Below are 17,733 nucleotides of genomic sequence, written 5' to 3' on the forward strand. Positions count from 1 at the left end.
CCGGGCTTTCCATGCAACTGATCATTGCCGCAGTCGGGCACAAGATGCCGGCCTGGATCGAGGCCGGCTTCGGCGAGTACACGAAGCGCATGCCGCCCGAGCTGCGCATCGTGCTCAAGGAAATCAAGCCGGTCGAGCGCTCCGGCAGCAAGACCGCCGCCACCGCGATGGCGCTCGAGCGCGAGCGCATCGAAGCCGTGCTGCCGAAAGGCGTGCGGATCATCGCGCTGGACGAGCGCGGCAAGGATCTCACCAGCGTCGGCCTGTCGCAGATGCTGGAGAACTGGCAGCAGGACGGGCGCGACACGGCCTTCCTGATCGGCGGCGCAGACGGGCTCGACCCGCAACTGAAGGCCCGTGCCGAAGGCATGATCCGCATTTCCAGCATGACGCTGCCACACGGTATCGTGCGGGTCATGCTGGCGGAACAGCTGTACCGTGCCTGGTCGATCACCCAGAACCACCCGTACCACCGCGTCTGACCCACTGCCCCGCCCATGAAACCCACCGACAAGAAAATCTACCTCGCCTCGAAGAGCCCGCGCAGGCGCGAACTGCTGCGCCAGGTCGGGGTGGAATTCGAACTGCTGATGCTGCGCAGCGACCCGGCTCGCGGCGCCGACGTCAGCGAAGACGTGCTGCCGGGCGAAGACCCGCACACCTACGTGGCGCGCGTCGCCAAGGAAAAAGGCGCGTTTGCCTGGAACATCCTGCAGATGCGGCGCCAGCCGCTGCGTCCGGTCCTGACGGCCGACACCACCGTCACGATCGACGGCGAGATCCTCGGCAAGCCGGCCGACAACAAGGAAGCCGTCGCCATGCTCGAGCGCCTGTCCGGCCGCACGCACCAGGTGCTGACCTCGGTCGCCGTGCACGCCGACCGTATCGCCGAACAGGTCACCCAGGTGTCGAACGTGCGCTTCGCCAAGCTCACCCCGGCCCAGATCACGGCCTATTGCGCCACGCCCGAACCCTACGACAAGGCGGGCGGCTACGGCATCCAGGGCCTGGCGGCGCTGTTCGTCGAGCACATCGAGGGCAGCCATTCGGGCATCATGGGGCTGCCGCTGTTCGAGACGGCCAACCTGCTGCGCAAGGCCGGCTACAACATCTGATTACATTACACATGCATTGCGGCGACGCCACGTTCGGTTGAACGCGTGGGCGGCGTGAACGTACGCGCTGCCCATGCCGCCGGGTGGAGCCGCCCACCCTACGGAAAACCGGCTTCGGGCCGTCCCGGGAACCACCCGTGCGTGTATGATGTCGCTCTGAACAATACTGCACGGCCGGCCATGAACGAAGACATCCTCATCAACATCACCCCGCAGGAAACGCGCGTGGCGCTGGTCCTGCAGGGCGCGGTACAGGAGCTGCACATCGAGCGCACCCTGACGCGCGGGTTGGCGGGGAATATCTATCTCGGCAAGGTCGTGCGCGTCCTGCCGGGCATGCAGTCGGCCTTCATCGACATCGGCCTGGAGCGCGCGGCCTTCCTGCACGTGGCCGACATCTGGGAAGCGCGCAACCATGAGGGGCCCAACGGCGCATTGGCCGCGCCCACGCCCATCGAAAAGCTGCTGTTCGACGGCCAGGTGCTGACCGTGCAGGTCATCAAGGACCCGATCGGCACCAAGGGCGCGCGCCTGTCGACCCAGATCTCGATCGCCGGCCGCATGCTGGTCTACCTGCCGCAGGACCACCACATCGGCATCTCGCAGAAGATCGAGAAGGAAGCCGAGCGCGAGCAGCTGCGTACCCGTCTAACGAACCTGCTGCCCAAGGAAGAAAGGGGGGGCTACATCGTGCGCACCCAGGCCGAGGAGGCGCTCGATGCCGACCTCGCCGCCGACGTCGACTACCTGCGCAAGACCTGGGCCGCCATCGTCCAGGGCGCGCGCACCCGGCCGCCCACCTCCCTGCTCTACCAGGACCTGAACCTGGCCCAGCGCGTGCTGCGCGACTTCGTGCACGACGAGACCGCCACCATCCAGGTGGACTCGCGCGAGAACTACAACATGCTGGTCGATTTCGCGCAGGTGTACACCCCGAGCGTGCTGGCGCGCCTGACCCACTACACCGGCGAGCGCCCGCTGTTCGACCTGTACGGCGTCGAGGAAGAGATCCTGCGCGCGCTGGGCCGCCGCGTGGACCTGAAGAGCGGCGGCTACCTGATCGTCGACCAGACCGAGGCGATGACCACCATCGACGTCAACACCGGCGGCTACGTCGGCGGGCGCAACTTCGCCGACACGATCTTCAAGACCAACCTGGAAGCGGCCCACGCCATCGCGCGCCAGCTGCGCCTGCGCAACCTGGGCGGCATCATCATCCTCGACTTCATCGACATGGAGAACAACGAGCACCGCAACGCCGTGCTCGCGGAACTCAAGAAGACCCTGGCGCGCGACCGCACCAAGGTGTCGGTGAGCGGCTTCTCGGCCCTGGGCCTGGTCGAGATGACGCGCAAGCGCACGCGCGAGTCGCTGGCCCACATCCTGTGCGAGCCCTGCCCGGCCTGCGGCGGCAAGGGGCAGGTCAAGACCTCGCGCACGATCTGCTACGAGATCCTGCGCGAACTGCTGCGCGAAGCCAAGCAGTTCAACCCGCGTGAATTCCGCATCGTTGCCTCGCAGGAAGTCATCGACCTGTTCCTGGAAGAGGAATCGCAGCACCTGGCCATGCTGGGCGACTTCATCGGCAAGCGGATCTCGCTGCAGGTGGAGAAGGGTTACCACCAGGAGCAGTACGACGTGATCCTGATGTGATCCTGATGTGAACGTGGTGCAGCACATGGCTGCATACCGCCGATCGTCCGCGCAACGCGGGGCAATGGGACGCCCTTCATCCGGTAACTGTGGTATCTCTTCTGTTGTCGAATGATGAGCAATGTTCCGCAGCATAGCCGGAACACCGGCGCGGTTCTACACGGGGGGATGCATGCACAGCTATCAAGTGTCGGTCGATGCCTACAAGACCGCGTGGTTCCTCGGCACCGCCATCGCGTTCCTGCTTGCCGCCAGCATGGCCGGCCAGGTGTTCCGCCATGAGGTCGGCCCCCATCCGCTCGATGGCCTCGTGCCCTTGTTCGATGTCGACAGCGAGCGCAACATCCCGACCTTCTTCACGGTCATCCTCGCCTTGTACAGTGCGCTGCTGCTGGCCGTGATCGCAGCCGGAAGCAAGGACCGGCGCGAGCGCTTCCACTGGAGGCTGCTGTGCGCCGGCTTCGTGTTCATCGCCTATGACGAAGCCTTCCAGGTGCACGAGCGCCTGATCGCCCCCATGCGCGAACTACTGGGCAACAAGGACCTCGGCTACCTGTATTTCGGCTGGGTCGTGCCCGGCATTGCCGGTGTCTGCATCGTGGCGCTGTTCTTCCTGGGGTTCCTGCGGCGGCTGCCGGCCGCCACGCGCCGCCGGATGCTGGCTGCTGGCGGCCTGTACGTGGCGGGGTGCCTGGGCATGGAGCTCATCGACGGCAAGTACCTGGAGGCGCATGGCTACACGCTGTTCTACAGCTTCCTGACGACCATCGAGGAAGGCCTGGAAATGACCGGCCTGGCCGCGCTCGTGTACGCGCTGCTGGGGCATATCGCTTCCAATAGCGGGAAGGTCGAGTTCCATGTAAGCGCCGGCATGCGGATGCAGGCCATGCCTGTGGCGCAAGTCGAATAACACCGGCGGCTGCGCCACCGGAAGCGGCACGATGTCATCCTGATGTCACACGAGCCCGGTTTTCAGGCGGTCCGATGTATAGTGGCTCCAACGGACGATGACAGGCAAGGAGCATCGATGAACACAGAACGCACAGCGAAGGTCGTGGCATCCGGCGTGGCGCACCTGCGTGCCCATTCCCCAAGCGAAGCGCCCGCCGCGGTCAAGGCCGAGAAGGTAAGGCTCAAGCGCAAGATGCGCATGGAAGAGGCCCTGCAATGCATGGGCCTGAACTGCATGGCCCAGATCGAGGCGAATGTTCCCGGCGTGCTGGCGCAACATACCGAAAGCCTGCACCAGATGCGGGTGGGACTGCGGCGCCTGCGCGCCCTGCTCGGCATGTTCGACGACAGCGCGCCCCTCCCCGCAGAACTGCGGGAAGGCCTCGACTGGTTGTCGGGCGAACTGGGCGAGACGCGCGACTGGGACGTGCTGGCCGACACCACGCTGGCCGGCATGCAGGGCATTAACACGGAGCCGCTGCGCGCCGCGGCGGCGGAACGCGCGCGCAACCTGCACCGGGACATGTTGCCCGCAATGCACTCACCGCGCTTCACGGAGCTGATGCAGCAACTGGACGGCTGGCTGCATGGCTGCGGGTGGCGTCCGGACGGCCCGTTGCCGAAGGACCACCTCTTGGCGCAGCGCGCCGGCGACGGCATGGTGCCGCTGCTGCGCAAGGCACAACGCCGCCTGCGCAAGCGCATCGCTGCGCTCGACGAGAACGATGCCCCCGCACGTCACCGGGTCCGCATCGCGGCCAAGAAGGCACGGTATGCGGCCGAGTTCTTCGCCGACCTGCTTCCCGCCAAGAAGCAACAGCGCTACGTCAAACGCCTGTCGGCGCTGCAAGACAGGCTGGGGCACCTGAACGACCTGGCGGTAGCAGGCAAGCTGCTGCCGGTGCTGGAGAACAGCGGCCATGCCCACGACGCAGCGTTCGCACGCGGCTGGGTGGCCGGGGCCTCCAGTGCGCAAAGCCACGGGCTGCGGGACGCCCTCGACAGCATCGCCCGACTGAAACCGGTCCGCCGCTGACGCCGTTGATGCTCCTGCACGACACCTGGCACGATGCGTGGCGCATGCTGGGCGCCGCAGCGTCCGACGGCCTTTACACGCAACTCCTGGCGGCCTGGCGCGAACCGCAGCGCCATTACCACACCCTGCAGCACCTGGAGGAATGCCTCGCACTGGCACAGGGCCTGCAGGACCTCTATGCGACACCCGCGATGCGCAGCCGCTTCGAGGCTGCCGCGCGCGCCAACCTGGCCCACGCCCTCGGCCCGGCGTAACGTATCGCGCCGTCAACCGTGCCCGGCGGGCCGGCGCGTGAACCAATGGCCCGGCGTGGACTCCAAGCGAAACCGGGAACGCAGGTCGGCGTCAAGCGCTTTTTCCTTGACTTGCCGGCCCAATAGCTCTAGCGTCTGACGAGCCAGCTGTCTACGTCAACATCAACGCGGCGCCCCAGCCGCTCCCTGACATGCGTACACAACCATCGCGCCGCCACGCGGACGCGCACAGCCAGTTCCCTGAGGCGCAGGACGATACCGTCGCCGCTACGGTGCTGCGCCTGACCCAGGAGCAGATGCTGGTAAACCAGGCGCTGGTGGAAAAAATTCTGGACTGCAAGCGTGCCGAAGATGCATTGCGCGCCAGCCAGCAGACGCTGCACGAGCTGCTTGCGCACCAGCTGGCCAACCGCGAAGCTGAACGCAAGCGCATCTCGTGCGAGCTCCACGATTCGCTCGCCCAGAACCTGCTGGCCTTGCGCATCGACATCGTTTTGCTCCACCAGGAGACTGCCAAGCATCACCACCGCCTGCACGACCGGGCCAGCGCCGCACTCGACAACGTGGACATCACGCTGCGCACCGTCAAGCACCTGCTGGGCGAGCTGCGCCCTGCGGCCCTGGAGCTTGGCCTGCTGGCCACCCTCGAGACGGAAGTGCGCAAGTTCACCCGCGCCAGCGGTATTGCCTGCGAACTCCATGCCGCCCCCGGCATCGACAGCCTCGCCCTCGACGAGGAAACGTTGTTGACGGTGTACCGGGTGCTGCAGGAATGCCTCAACAACGTATTCCGCCATTCGCTGGCAAGCCGGGTCAGCGTGCACCTCGCCGCCGGGGACGGCCGGCTCGTCACGACGATCGCCGACAACGGCATCGGTTTCGATCCGTCCCTGCCGCGCAACCCGGGCAGCTATGGGCTGTTGGGGCTGGAGGAACGCGTGGCCGCGCACGGTGGTGAACTCAGCGTAGGCAGTGCGCGCGGGCAAGGCACCCGTGTCGTGCTGGCGATCCCCTCGAACAGTCCGCGCAAGATCTTCCACGGCTCCCCCGATCAGCTAGAATAATGTCCTGAACACATCCTTTTCACCCGGCCGGGACGCAGGCTTCCTCGTCAGCGGGCCAAGCAGCAATGCCTGAATGCCATGCCAATACAGACCGAGCTGCTTGAAACGATCATGGCACGCCTGACAACCGACGGCAGCGCGGGCAGCACCGAAGATGCCGTCCGCGTCTGGCGGCTGGTGTTCGACCGCTTTATCCCCCTGATCGGCCCGCTGAGCACCGACCTGGTGTTCGCGCGTACGCTGTCCCTTCACCAGAATGCGTTTCCCTGGCTGCCGCAGGTTGCCGTGTCGCCCGCGGCGGAGCGGGCGTTCGCGCTGTTCGTGCGCAGCCTGGACGGCCGGGCGCCGGACGAGCTGGTGGCGGCCAACCGCGCACTGCTGGCGGCCTATACGGCGGAGATGGCCTACCTGATCGGCGACACGCTCGCCAACCACTTCCTGCGGTCGGTCTTCCTGCCGGACGGCGCACAAAAAGAATAGATAGGAGAATGCAGTCATGACCGACAAACTTGACCTGCGCCGCCTCGCCACGGGCGTCCCCGGACTCGATACCATCCTCGGCGGAGGCTTGCCCGAGCTGTCGTTCAACATCATCGGTGGCGCCCCCGGCAGCGGCAAGACGACGTTTGCCCAGCAGATCATGTTCGGACTGGCAGCGCCGGACCGCAAGGCCTTGTTCTTCACGGCGATGGGCGAGCCGCCGGTCAAGATGCTGCGCTACCAGCAGCAGTTCAGTTTCTTCGACTTCGACAAGATCGGCAGCAGCATCGAATTCATCAGCCTCGCGCCCCAGGTCGAGGAAGGCAACTACGACGCCGTGCTGGCGCAAATCCTGGAGCAGGTGCGCCTCCACAAGCCGGCGCTGGTGTTCATCGATTCCTTCCGCTCCTTCGTCGAAGGCGCGCGCGGCGAGCAGACCGAGATCGCGGAACTGCAGACCTTCGTGCAGAAACTGGTGGCCCACATGACCACCTGGCGGGCGACCAGCTTCCTGATCGGCGAATACACGAACAACGAAGCCGACCGCAACCCGATCTTCACGGTGGCCGACGGCATCATCTGGCTCAGCCAGTACGTGCAGCGCAACACCATGTCGCGCAAAATCCAGGTGGTCAAGATCCGCGGCCAGAAGCAGCGGCCCGGCCTGCACCCCTTCCGCATCGACCGCGACGGCATCGAGGTGTTCGCGCGCATCCTGCCGGGAGCCGCGCCGCTCGGCGCCAGGCCGCCGGTGCCGCTGCCCCCGCCGCGCCTGTCCACCGGCGTACCGACACTCGACGACATGCTGGACGGCGGCATCCCGGCCGGCTACACGGTGCTGATCGTCGGCCCGACCGGCTCGGGCAAGACCATGCTGGCGACCGAATTCCTGGCCGCCGGCGCGGCGAATGGCGAAACCGGCGTGATCGCCCTGTTCGAGCGTAGCCCGGCCCAGATGATGAACGAGAAGCTCGACCGCCTGGTGAGCACGGGCCGGGTGTCGATGCTGAGCGTGCGCGCGCTCGACCTGTCCACCGACGAGATGCTGCACGAGCTGATCGGGCGCATCGACAGCACCGGCGCCACCCGCGTGGTGCTCGACTCGCTGTCGGGTTTCGAGATGGCGCTGGCGCCCGAGTACCGCGAGGATTTCCGCGATTCGCTCTACCGCCTGACCGCCGTGCTCGCCACGAAGGGCGTGACCATCGTAATGACGAGCGAAATGGAAGACCGCTTCCACGAATTGCGCTTCAGCCCCTACGGCAGCGGCGTGCTGGTCGATGCCGTCATCGTGCAGCGCTATGTCGAGTTGCAGTGCGAGCTGCGCACCCTGATCGGCGTGGTCAAGGTGCGCGGCAGCAAGCACAGCCGTCAACTGCGCGATTTCGCCATCACCGACACCGGCATCGAGATCGGCGACACGGCGGCGCCCTATGACGGTGTCCTGCTCGGCAATGCCCAGTTGCGCGGCGGCTGAACGGTTCCTCCCGCACTGCATCATGCAGAAAGTGGTATCGCTTGCCCCGAAAAAGTGATTGGTTGCATACCGGGCATCTCTTTACCATGGCGGTTCGAATGATGGACCCGAGAAGGAATCCGATGCCGCTTGCCGCCAATACCTGCTTCCCTGCTTTCCGCCGCTGCCTGCCGGCGGCGCTGTGCGCCCTCCTGGCGGCGACAGCCGCCCATGCGGCGGCCACGCCGCAGTTCGCCAACCCGCTGGTGCTGCAGCGCGCCGACCCGCACGTGACCCTGCAGCCCGACGGCTACTACTATTACACCGCCACCGTTCCCGAATACGACCGGATCGAACTGCGCCGCACCCGCGACCTCAATGCGCTCGGCAAGGCCGAAACGAAGGTGGTGTGGCGCAAGCGTGCGTCCGGCGAGATGGCCACGCACATCTGGGCACCGGAACTGCACCGGATCGACGGCAAGTGGTATGTCTACTTCACGGCCGGCCGCTCCGACGCGCCCTTCGACATCCGCCTCTACGTGCTCGAGAACGCGTCGGCGAATCCGCTCGAGGGCCAGTGGCTGGAACGGGGCCAGCTGAAAACCGGCTGGGAGTCGTTCGCCCTGGACGCGACCACCTTCGCGCTGGACGGGCAGCGCTACCTGCTGTGGACCCAGCGCCCTCCGACCGCCACCAGGCACATGACGGCGGTGTACATCGCCAAAATGGATACGCCGCTGTCGATCACCGGGCCGGCAACCCTGCTGACCACGCCCGAGCTTCCATGGGAGAAGGTCAAGCAGGACGTGAACGAGGCACCGGCCGTCCTGGTGAAAAACGGCCGCGTCTTCATGACCTACTCGGCCAGCGCCACCGACGCCAATTACGCGCTCGGCATGCTGGTGGCAAAGGCCGGCGCCAACCTGCTCGACGCGGCCTCGTGGACCAAATCCCCGACGCCGGTCTTCGTGAGCGATCCGGCAAGCGGCCAGTACGGCCCCGGCCACAATTCCTTCACGACCACGCCCGACGGCAAGACCGACATCATGGTCTACCACGCACGCCAGTACCGGGACATCGCCGGCGATCCGCTGCGCGACCCCAACCGCCATACGCGCGCGCAGGCCATTACATGGAAGCCGGACGGCACGCCGGACTTCGGCAGCCCGGTGGCGGATGCTGCCGGCAAGCAGTGAAGCGGGCAAGCTCCTGGCGCCCACAAGTCCCTTCGCGTTCAGCATTCGTTCGAGCAGATGGGGCGGCTGTTCATATTCGGTTTGAACGCGTGGGCGGCAGCCCGCGGCGCGGGCTGACCGCATCGGTTGGTGGAGCCACCCGCCCGACGGTCCTCTACGACTGACGGGCGTGCGGTACGGCGCCGCCTTTCGCGCGCGGCGCCGCGCGGCCAGGGTGTAGCATGGTTCCATGAACCCACCCGCCCCCATCAGCATCGACATCTGGAGCGACTATGTCTGCCCGTTCTGTTACCTCGAGCTGCCGCCAATCCGGCGCCTGCAGGAACAGTACGCCGGGCAGGTGAACGTGACCTGGCGCGCCTTCGAGCTGCGCCCGGACCCGAAGCCGACACTCGACCCGGACGGCGAATACCTCCACACGACCTGGAACCGCTCGGTGTACCCGATGGCGGCCGAGCGCGGCATGCGCTTGAAGCTGCCGCCGGTGCAGCCGCGCAGTCGCCAGGCATTCGAAGCCGTCGCGTACGCGCGCGAGCAAGGCCGCTTCGACGCCATGCACGAAGCCCTGTTCCGCGCCTTTTTCGAGGACGGCCGCGACATCGGCGACCCCGCCATCCTCGCCGATATCGGGTTCGAGAATGGCCTCGACCGGCAAGGCCTGGCCGACGCCCTGGCGAGCGGGCGCTACACGGCCGCGGTGCGCGAGGACCAGCAACTGGCCCACTCGCTCGGCGTCGCCGGGGTGCCGATCATGGTCTTGCGCCCGACAGGCGCCGGGTGGGAGCAAGCGTTCGGGGTGCGCGGCGCCGTCCCCTACGCGACCATGGAAGCCGCGCTCAGGCAAGCCCTGGACAGCCAGGCCCGCTGAGGCCACCGGGCCCTGCCATATCCTTACTTCGCTGCCGTCGGGAAGAACAACTGCTCGCCTTCCGGCTTGAAGGCGGCGATGCGCGCCTGCCCTTCGCTCGACGTCATCCACTCGATCAGCTGCTTCGCGCCCTGGTAGTTCACGCCCTTGTGCTTCGCCGGGTTGACCGCGATGATGCCGTAGGGGTTGAACATGCGCTTGTCGCCTTCCACCAGCACGGCCAGGCCGGTCTTGGCCTTGTAGGCGCCGTAGGTGGCGCGGTCGGTCAGGGTATAGGCGCGCATTTCGGAGGCCATGTTGAGCACTTCGCCCATGCCCAGGCCCGCCGAGACGTAGCCGGCGCCCGCCGGCTTCGTCCCCGCCTGCTGCCAGTAGCCCTTCTCCATCACGTCGGTGCCGGAGTTGTCGCCGCGCGAGATGAACCGGGTGCCGCTGGCGGCGATCTTCTGGAACGCGGCGATCACGTCCTTGCCGCCCTTGATGCGGGCCGGGTCGTTCGCCGGGCCGACCACGATGAAGTCGTTGTACATCACGTCGCGGCGATCCACGCCCCAGCCTTCAAGCACGAACTTGTCTTCCAGCGTGCGCGCGTGCACCAGCGTCACGTCGACGTCGCCGTTCTTGCCCAGTTCCAGCGCCTTGCCGGTGCCCACCGAGATCACGTGCACCTCGGCGCCGGTCCTGGCTTCGAATGCCGGCAGCAAGGCCTTCAGCAGGCCCGAATTCTCGGTGCTGGTGGTGGTGGACAGGCGGATGACGTTCCTGGCCTGCGCCTGCGCCAGCGGCGCGAGCAGGCTGCACGATGCGGCGGCGCAGATCAGCAGGGCGGTGAAGGGTCGGCGTTGCATGCGGATCTCCTTGTTGTCAACGATACTCGAGGCGCCCATCGCGCAGCTTCAGGCGGTGAATGCCGGGAAGCCCGATCAGGTCACGGTCGTGGCAGGCCATCACCACGCTGCCGCCCCGGTCGAGCAGGGTGGGAATCAGGGCCATCACCTGTTCGCGGGCGGGGCCGTCGAGGTTGGCGGTCGGCTCGTCCAGCAACAGCAGGCGCGGCTGCAATACCCGGGCCCGCGCCAGCGCCACGCGCTGCTTCTCGCCTCCCGACAGACGCGCAGGGTCGGTGTCGCGCAAATGCGCCACCCCGGCCCAGGCCATTGCTTCCTCGACCACCGGCGCCACGCTGCGGCTGCTGTCCCCGCGCGCCAGCAGGCCGTAGGCAATGTTATGGAAGACGCTGGTCGAGAACATGATCGGATGCTGATGCACGAAGACGATAGCACGGCGCAGCGCTTTCGGATACGGGTGCAGGGGCAGGCGCTGCCCATCGAATTCGACCGTGCAGCTGTCGCAGCGTTCCAGCCCGGCGAGCGTGCGCAGCAGCGTGGATTTCCCCGCCCCGTTCACGCCGGTCAGCACGTAGGCGGTGGCGGCCTCGATGGACAGCTGCCCAATGTCGAACAGCGTGCGCTCGCCATGGCGCTTGCGCAGGCCGTGCACGCCCAGAAGGACGCTCACCACCTTCCTCCGGCCGTATGGGCCTCGCCCTGCAGCAGCACCAGCGCGCCGTTCATCAGGAGCGCCAGCGTCACCAGCACGATGCCCAGGGCGATGCCCTGCGCGAATTCGCCCTTGCTGGTTTCGAGTGCGATCGCTGTGGTGATGGTGCGCGTGTGGCCTTCGATGTTCCCGCCCACCATCAGGGCGCAGCCCACTTCCGAGATCACCCGCCCGAAGCCGCTGATGACGGCGGCCATGACGCCGTAGCGCGCCTCGTGCAGCACGGTCAGCATCACGCGCCAGCGCGAGGCGCCCAGGGCGACGGCGGTTTCGGCATAGCGTGGATCGGCCGCCTGCACGGCGGCCAGCGTGAAGGCCAGCAGCACCGGCAGGCCGATGATCATCTGGCCCAGGATCACGCCCTGCTGGGTGAACAGCCACTCCAGGCCGCCCATCGGCCCGCGCCGCGACAGCAGCAGATACAGGAGCAGGCCGATGAGGACGGTGGGCAGCGACAGCGCCGCCTGCGCCAGCCAGACGGCGAGCCTGCGCCCCGGGAAGCGGTGCATGGCGATGACATAGCCGAGCAGGATCGCCGGCGGCGCGGCCAGCAGCAGGCCGAGCACGCTGGTCTTGACCGACACCCAGACGATGCGCCACAAGGCTTCGTCGCCCGAGAACAGCAGCGCAAACGCGTGCGCGATGGCGTCGAGCAGGGACATTCAGGCCGGCCGTGGGGCGTGGGCGTGATACGGCGCGTTCAGGGGTTCGAGCAGGTCGGGCTCCAGCACCAGGCGCTCGTGCCCGGCCAGCAGCAGGAAATGCTTGCCGCTGCAGCGCGCCAGCAGCGACATGCCGACCTTCTCGGCCACCATGTGGCCCATCTGGGTGGTGCCGGAACGCGACAGCAGGAAAGGAATACCCATCTGCGCGCCCTTGATGACCATTTCGGAAGTCAGGCGCCCGGTGGTGTAGAACACCTTGTCCTCGCCCGCCAGGCCGTCGAGCCACATCAGGCCGGCGATGGCGTCCACCGCGTTGTGGCGGCCGACGTCCTCGACGAAATACAGCAGCTCGCCCGCGTGCGAGAACAGCGCGCAGCCATGCACCGAGCCGGCCTGCTTGTAGATCGACTGCTGGGTGCGGATGGTGTCGACGATGCGGTACACGACGGATTGCGCCAGGCGCGCATCCTTCGGCAACGCGATCTGGTCCACCTCGTCCATCAGGCCGCCGAACACCGAGCCCTGCCCGCAGCCGGTGGTGACGACCTTCTTCGCGGTGCGCTCCTCGACATCGAGGATGCCGTTGCGGGTGACGACCGCCACCGCATCGACCGCCCAGTCCACCTGGATCGAGACGATGTCCTCGATGGCGCGCACCAGGCGCTGGTTGCGCAGGTAGCCGAGGGTAAGCGCTTCGGGCGCGCCGCCAAGGGTCATCAGGGTGACGATCTCGCGCTTGTCCACGTAGACCGTGAGCGGGCGTTCGGCGGGAATCGCGATGGTCGAGCGGCGGCCGCGTTCGTCGAGCGCGCACACCTCGTGCGTGAGGCGCGCGCGCGCGTCGGAAAGTTCAGGCCGGTAGCGTGGTGGTTCTGGGCGGTTCATGTTGCCAATTGTGCCATGCCGGCCAGGATTTGGCCGCCACCATAGCTGCCTTGCGGCGCGACCTCCCCGCCCGGGGTCACCCGGATGGCACAATATTTGAACTCCGGGATCTTGCCAAAGGGATCGAGCGCCGCATTGGTAAGGCGGTTGATCGCCGCCTCGTAGTAGCAGAACGGGACGAAAATCGCCCCGACCGGCGAGCTGTCGTCGGCGCGCGCATACAGGACCACTTCGCCGCGGCGCGAGGCGATCGTGATCGCCTGGCCGGGAGTGATACCCATCCGCTCCAGGTCGAGCGGGTGCACCAGCGCCACCGGGTCGGGTTCGATCGCGTCCAGCACCGTCGCGCGCCGCGTCATGCTGCCCGTGTGCCAATGCTCGAGCTGGCGGCCCGTGATCAAAACCATCGGGTAGTCGCCGTCGGGCCGCTCGTCGGCAGGGATGATATCGGCCGGCACGAAACGCGCCTTGCCGCCTTCGCGCGGGAAGGTTTCGGTAAACACCACCGGCTGGCCGATGTCCCCCTCGTTCATGCAGGGGTAAACCACGGCGCCGTTGCGCTCCAGGCGCTCCCAGGTGATGCCGCCGATGCTGGCCATGGTGCGGCGCATCTCGTCGAACACCTCGGACACATGGCCATAACTCCACGGCAGGCCGAGGCGGTTGGCCATCTGCTGGATGATCCACAGGTCCTGCCTGGCCTCGCCCGGCGGATCGATCGCCTGGCGGCCCAGTTGCACCAGGCGGTCGGTATTGGTGAAGGTGCCGGTCTTTTCCGGGAAGGCGGATGCGGGCAGGATCACATCGGCAAGATACGCCGTCTCGGTCAGGAAGATGTCCTGTACCACCAGGTGCTCCAGCGCGGCCAATGCGGCGCGCGCATGGTTCGCATCGGGGTCGGACATGGCCGGGTTCTCGCCCATGATGTACATGCCGCGGATCTGGCCGGCGTCGATCGCATCCATGATCTCGACCACGGTCAAGCCCGGCTTCGGGTCGAGCGTGGCGCCCCAAGCGGCCTCGAAACGCGCACGTGCGGCCGGATTGTCGACACGTTGGTAATCCGGCAGCATCATCGGAATGAGGCCGGCATCGGACGCGCCCTGCACATTGTTCTGGCCGCGCAGCGGATGCAAGCCGGTACCGGGACGCCCGATCTGGCCGGTCATCAGGCTCAGGGCGATCAGGCAGCGCGCATTGTCGGTGCCGTGCACGTGCTGCGACACTCCCATGCCCCACAGGATCATCGAGCCCCGCGAAGTGGCATACAGGCGGGCCACGTAACGGATGGTCTCGGCGTCGATGCCGCAGATCGGCGCCATGGCCTCGGGACTGTACTCCGCGACGTTCCTTTCCAGCTCGTCATAGCCAATGGTGCGGCTGGCGATGAAGCCGTCGTCCACCAGCTTTTCCGTCACGATCACGTGCATCATGGCATTGAGCAGGGCCACGTCGGTATCGGGCTTGAACTGCAGGTAGCGGTGCGCGTGGCGGGCCAACTCGGAGCGGCGCGGGTCCAGCACGACCAGCTTGGCTCCCGACCTGACCGCATTCTTGATCCAGGTCGCTGCCACCGGATGATTGACGGTCGGGTTGGCGCCGATCACGACGATGACCTCGGCACGCGTCACGTCCATCACCGGGTTCGACACCGCGCCTGAGCCAATTCCTTCCAGCAGCGCCGACACCGAGGAGGCATGGCACAAGCGGGTACAGTGGTCGACGTTGTTGGTGCCGAAGCCCGTCCGGACCAGTTTCTGGAACAGGTAAGCCTCCTCGTTGCTACCCTTGGCCGAGCCGAAGCCGGCCAGCGCCACGCCGCCGTGCAGGTCGCGGATGCCGGCCAGCTTGCCGCCGGCCAGCGCCAGCGCCTCTTCCCAGCTCGCTTCGCGGAACACGTCCAGCACGCGGTCCGGGTCCATCGTGAAGTCGCCGGTCTTGGGCACGCCTTCGCGGCGGATCAGCGGTTTCGTCAGGCGGTGCGGATGATGCGCATAGTCGAAGCCGTAGCGGCCCTTGACGCACAGGCGGCCAAGGTTGGCCGGGCCGTTGCGCCCCTCGACATACAGGATGCGGTTGTCCTTGACGTTATAGGTCAGCTGGCAACCGACGCCGCAGTACGGGCAGACCGAATCGACCTGCTTGTCGGGAACGCTCAATGCAACCTCGCGCGCCGGCATCAGGGCGCCGGTCGGGCAGGCCTGCACGCACTCGCCGCAGGCCACGCAGGTGGAGGCGCCCATCGGGTCGTCCTGGTCGAACACGATCTTTGCGCTTTCCCCACGGAAGGCCAGGCCGATCACGTCGTTGACCTGTTCGTCGCGGCAGGCACGCACGCAGCGCGTGCACTGGATGCAGGCGTCGAGGTTGACGGTGATCGCGGCGTGGGTATCGTCGCGCTGCGGCTGCCGGCGGGTTCGAGCGAAGCGCGGCTTGCCGACACCGAGCCTGTCCGCCCAGATATCGACTTCGTTCCTGCGCGTATACTCGGCCTCCGGCATGTCTGCCAGCAGGAGTTCGAGCACCATCTTCTGGGCCGCGACGGCGCGCGGGCTGTGGGTGCTCACCTTCATGCCGGGCGACGGGTTGCGGCAGCACGAGGGCGCAAGCACGCGCTCGCCGTCGATCTCGACCATGCAGGAACGGCAGTTGCCCACCGCGTCCATGCCTTCCTTGTAGCACAGGCGGGGAATGTCGATGCCCTCGCGCTGGGCGACCTCGATCAGGGTTTCGTGCGGCAGCGCGTCGACCGTGCGGCCATTGAGTTCGAATGAGACGGCAGGGATGGGGGCATTCATGGTTTCACCACGCAGTTTTGCAATTCGTGCGGGAAGTATTTGATGACGCAGTCGAAGGGATTCGGTGCAGCCTGGCCGAGGCCGCAGATCGAAGCGTCGCGCATGACCTGCGACAATTCGCCCAGCAGGACCGTGTCCCACACCGGCTGGCGTACCAGGTCGAGCGCCTTGGCGGTGCCGTTGCGGCATGGTGTGCACTGCCCGCAGGACTCGTCCTTGAAGAAGGCCAGCGTGTTGCGCGCGGCGGCGACCGCGCTGTCCTGGTTGGACAACACGACGACCGCGGCCGAACCGATGAAGCAGCCGTAGGGCTGCAGCGTATCGAAGTCGAGCGGAATGTTGCCCATGCTGGCCGGCAGGATGCCGCCCGAGGCGCCACCCGGCAGGTAGGCGTAGAAGCTGTGTCCCTCTTGCATGCCACCGCAGTACTCCTCGATCAGCTCGTCGATCGTGATGCCGGCCGGGGCCAGCTTCACGCCGGGCTCGCGCACGCGGCCCGACACCGAGAACGAACGCAGGCCGCGCCGGCCATTGCGGCCATGGCCGGCAAACCAGTCGGCGCCGCGCTCGAGAATCTCGCGCACCCAGTGCAGCGACTCGAAGTTGTGCTCCAGTGTCGGGCGCCCGAACAGGCCCACCTGGGCCACGTAGGGAGGGCGCAGGCGCGGCATGCCGCGCTTGCCTTCGATCGATTCGATCATCGCCGATTCTTCGCCGCAGATGTAGGCGCCGGCGCCTCGCCGCAGGTAAATCGGCGGCATGTCCGCCACTGGCGGATCCGCGCGCAGCTTGTCCAGCTCGGCTTCCAGCATGGCGCGGCAGCCATGGTATTCATCGCGCAGGTAGATGTAGATGGCCTCGATGCCAACGGCCCAGGCTGCGATCAGGGCGCCCTCCAGGAAACGGTGCGGGTCGCGCTCGAGGTAGACGCGGTCCTTGAAGGTGCCCGGTTCGCCTTCGTCGATGTTGACGGCCATGAGTCGGGGACCCGCCTCGGCACGCACGATGCGCCACTTGCGGCCCAGCGGGAATCCCGCGCCGCCGAGGCCGCGCAGGCCCGACCCTTCCAGCGTACCGATGACCTGCTCGACCTCATGCCGGCCGGCCACGCAAGCCTGCAGCAGCGCGTAGCCACCGCCCTCGCGGTAAGCCGCATAGTCGGCGTAGCCGGTCAGTACCTCGCGTGTTTCCCCGGCAGCGACCTTGGCCAGGACTTTCCCGAGCGTGGCATGCGCCACTGCCCGCTGGCCGACCACCGCCACCGGCGCTGCCTCGCAGCGGCCGACGCACGGTGCTTCGAGCACCCTCACCTCACGGCCCAGCAGCCCGGGAAGCCTGTCCAGCAGCTCGCGCGCCCCCGCCATGTCGCACGACAGGCCGGCGCAAACGCGCACCGTCAGCGTGGCCGGAGCAACGTCGCCTTCCTTCACGATGTCGAAATGGTGATAGAAGGAGGCAACCTCGTAAACCTCGGCCTGCGCCAGCCGCATTTCCTGCGCGAGCGCGGCCAGGTGGCTGCTTGCCAGGCAACCGAAGCGGTCCTGGATCTTGTGCAAGTGTTCGATCAACAGATCGCGCTGGCGCGACTGCGCGCCCAGCAGGGCCTGCACCTCGTCGAGCGCCTGTGAATCGACGCGACGCCCCTTGGGCGCTTCGCGCTTGCGCTGGCGGGTTGCGCCGGCGACGGCGATCGGGATGATGGGGTGGTTCATGGTTCGTCCCAGTTGTTCAGTGTTGCGTTGGTTCGATATC

Annotated in this window: 17 protein-coding genes; 11 read left to right on the plus strand and 6 right to left on the minus strand. The window is 66.9% G+C overall.

Translation table 11 applies throughout. The features are described from left to right. The first annotated feature begins 11 nt into the window (after positions 1-11). The 11 genes from rlmH (at position 12) to ACFFJK_RS16015 (ending at position 10,073) form a co-directional block, all read left to right on the plus strand. Positions 12-482: a 23S rRNA (pseudouridine(1915)-N(3))-methyltransferase RlmH gene (rlmH, locus tag ACFFJK_RS15965; RefSeq protein WP_379680423.1), complete on the plus strand. Its 471-nt coding sequence runs from the start codon at positions 12-14 to the stop codon at positions 480-482. A 15-nt stretch (positions 483-497) separates the two neighbouring features. After that, the gene (locus ACFFJK_RS15970) at positions 498-1,115 is read left to right on the plus strand and encodes a Maf family protein (RefSeq protein WP_379680424.1); all 618 of its coding nucleotides are present in this window, start codon (positions 498-500) and stop codon (positions 1,113-1,115) included. Between the two features lie 180 nt (positions 1,116-1,295). After that, the gene (gene rng / locus ACFFJK_RS15975) at positions 1,296-2,768 is read left to right on the plus strand and encodes a ribonuclease G (protein WP_379680425.1); all 1,473 of its coding nucleotides are present in this window, start codon (positions 1,296-1,298) and stop codon (positions 2,766-2,768) included. A 172-nt stretch (positions 2,769-2,940) separates the two neighbouring features. Continuing rightward, positions 2,941-3,678: a DUF8692 domain-containing protein gene (locus ACFFJK_RS15980; protein WP_379680426.1), complete on the plus strand. Its 738-nt coding sequence runs from the start codon at positions 2,941-2,943 to the stop codon at positions 3,676-3,678. 117 nt (positions 3,679-3,795) lie between these two features. Beyond that, positions 3,796-4,755 carry a CHAD domain-containing protein gene (locus ACFFJK_RS15985; protein ID WP_379680427.1) on the plus strand — a complete coding sequence of 320 codons (960 nt, stop codon included), beginning with the start codon at positions 3,796-3,798 and terminating at the stop codon, positions 4,753-4,755. A gap of 8 nt (positions 4,756-4,763) precedes the next feature. Beyond that, positions 4,764-5,009, plus strand: coding sequence for a hypothetical protein (locus ACFFJK_RS15990; protein WP_379680429.1), 246 nt, complete (start codon positions 4,764-4,766; stop codon positions 5,007-5,009). Positions 5,010-5,200: 191 nt separating this feature from the next. Continuing rightward, entirely contained in the window at positions 5,201-6,073 is an 873-nt protein-coding gene (locus tag ACFFJK_RS15995) for a sensor histidine kinase (protein WP_379680430.1), read from the plus strand. Between the two features lie 111 nt (positions 6,074-6,184). Then, on the plus strand, positions 6,185-6,553 hold the full coding sequence (locus ACFFJK_RS16000; protein ID WP_379680431.1) for a hypothetical protein: 369 nt from the start codon (positions 6,185-6,187) through the stop codon (positions 6,551-6,553). 16 nt (positions 6,554-6,569) lie between these two features. Next, positions 6,570-8,030: a DUF7125 family protein gene (locus tag ACFFJK_RS16005; RefSeq protein ID WP_379680432.1), complete on the plus strand. Its 1,461-nt coding sequence runs from the start codon at positions 6,570-6,572 to the stop codon at positions 8,028-8,030. Positions 8,031-8,128: 98 nt separating this feature from the next. Beyond that, positions 8,129-9,205, plus strand: coding sequence for a glycoside hydrolase family 43 protein (locus ACFFJK_RS16010; protein WP_379680433.1), 1,077 nt, complete (start codon positions 8,129-8,131; stop codon positions 9,203-9,205). Between the two features lie 229 nt (positions 9,206-9,434). Beyond that, positions 9,435-10,073, plus strand: coding sequence for a DsbA family oxidoreductase (locus ACFFJK_RS16015; protein WP_379680434.1), 639 nt, complete (start codon positions 9,435-9,437; stop codon positions 10,071-10,073). Between the two features lie 23 nt (positions 10,074-10,096). Here ACFFJK_RS16015 and ACFFJK_RS16020 read toward each other — a convergent pair whose 3' ends face one another. The 6 genes from ACFFJK_RS16020 to ACFFJK_RS16045 are packed head-to-tail and all read right to left on the minus strand — an operon-like array spanning position 10,097 to position 17,693. Further along, positions 10,097-10,921, minus strand: a complete 825-nt coding sequence (locus ACFFJK_RS16020) for an ABC transporter substrate-binding protein (RefSeq protein ID WP_379680435.1) — start codon at positions 10,919-10,921, stop codon at positions 10,097-10,099. Between the two features lie 16 nt (positions 10,922-10,937). Next, entirely contained in the window at positions 10,938-11,591 is a 654-nt protein-coding gene (locus ACFFJK_RS16025; protein ID WP_379680436.1) for an energy-coupling factor ABC transporter ATP-binding protein, read from the minus strand. Beyond that, positions 11,588-12,295 (minus strand): ABC transporter permease, encoded by a 708-nt coding sequence (locus ACFFJK_RS16030; protein WP_379680437.1) that lies wholly within the window; start codon positions 12,293-12,295, stop codon positions 11,588-11,590. The genes ACFFJK_RS16025 and ACFFJK_RS16030 overlap by 4 nt, the downstream gene beginning before the upstream one ends. Beyond that, positions 12,296-13,183: a formate dehydrogenase accessory sulfurtransferase FdhD gene (locus ACFFJK_RS16035; RefSeq protein ID WP_379680438.1), complete on the minus strand. Its 888-nt coding sequence runs from the start codon at positions 13,181-13,183 to the stop codon at positions 12,296-12,298. It lies immediately after the preceding gene. Continuing rightward, positions 13,180-15,981: a formate dehydrogenase subunit alpha gene (gene fdhF, locus ACFFJK_RS16040; protein ID WP_379680439.1), complete on the minus strand. Its 2,802-nt coding sequence runs from the start codon at positions 15,979-15,981 to the stop codon at positions 13,180-13,182. Before fdhF ends, ACFFJK_RS16035 begins: the two co-directional genes overlap by 4 nt. Further along, positions 15,978-17,693: an NAD(P)H-dependent oxidoreductase subunit E gene (locus ACFFJK_RS16045; RefSeq protein WP_379680440.1), complete on the minus strand. Its 1,716-nt coding sequence runs from the start codon at positions 17,691-17,693 to the stop codon at positions 15,978-15,980. The genes fdhF and ACFFJK_RS16045 overlap by 4 nt, the downstream gene beginning before the upstream one ends. Between the last annotated feature and the right edge of the window lie 40 nt (positions 17,694-17,733).

Source organism: Massilia consociata (assembly GCF_042432755.1).
Taxonomy (GTDB): Bacteria; Pseudomonadota; Gammaproteobacteria; order Burkholderiales; family Burkholderiaceae_D; genus Telluria; species Telluria consociata.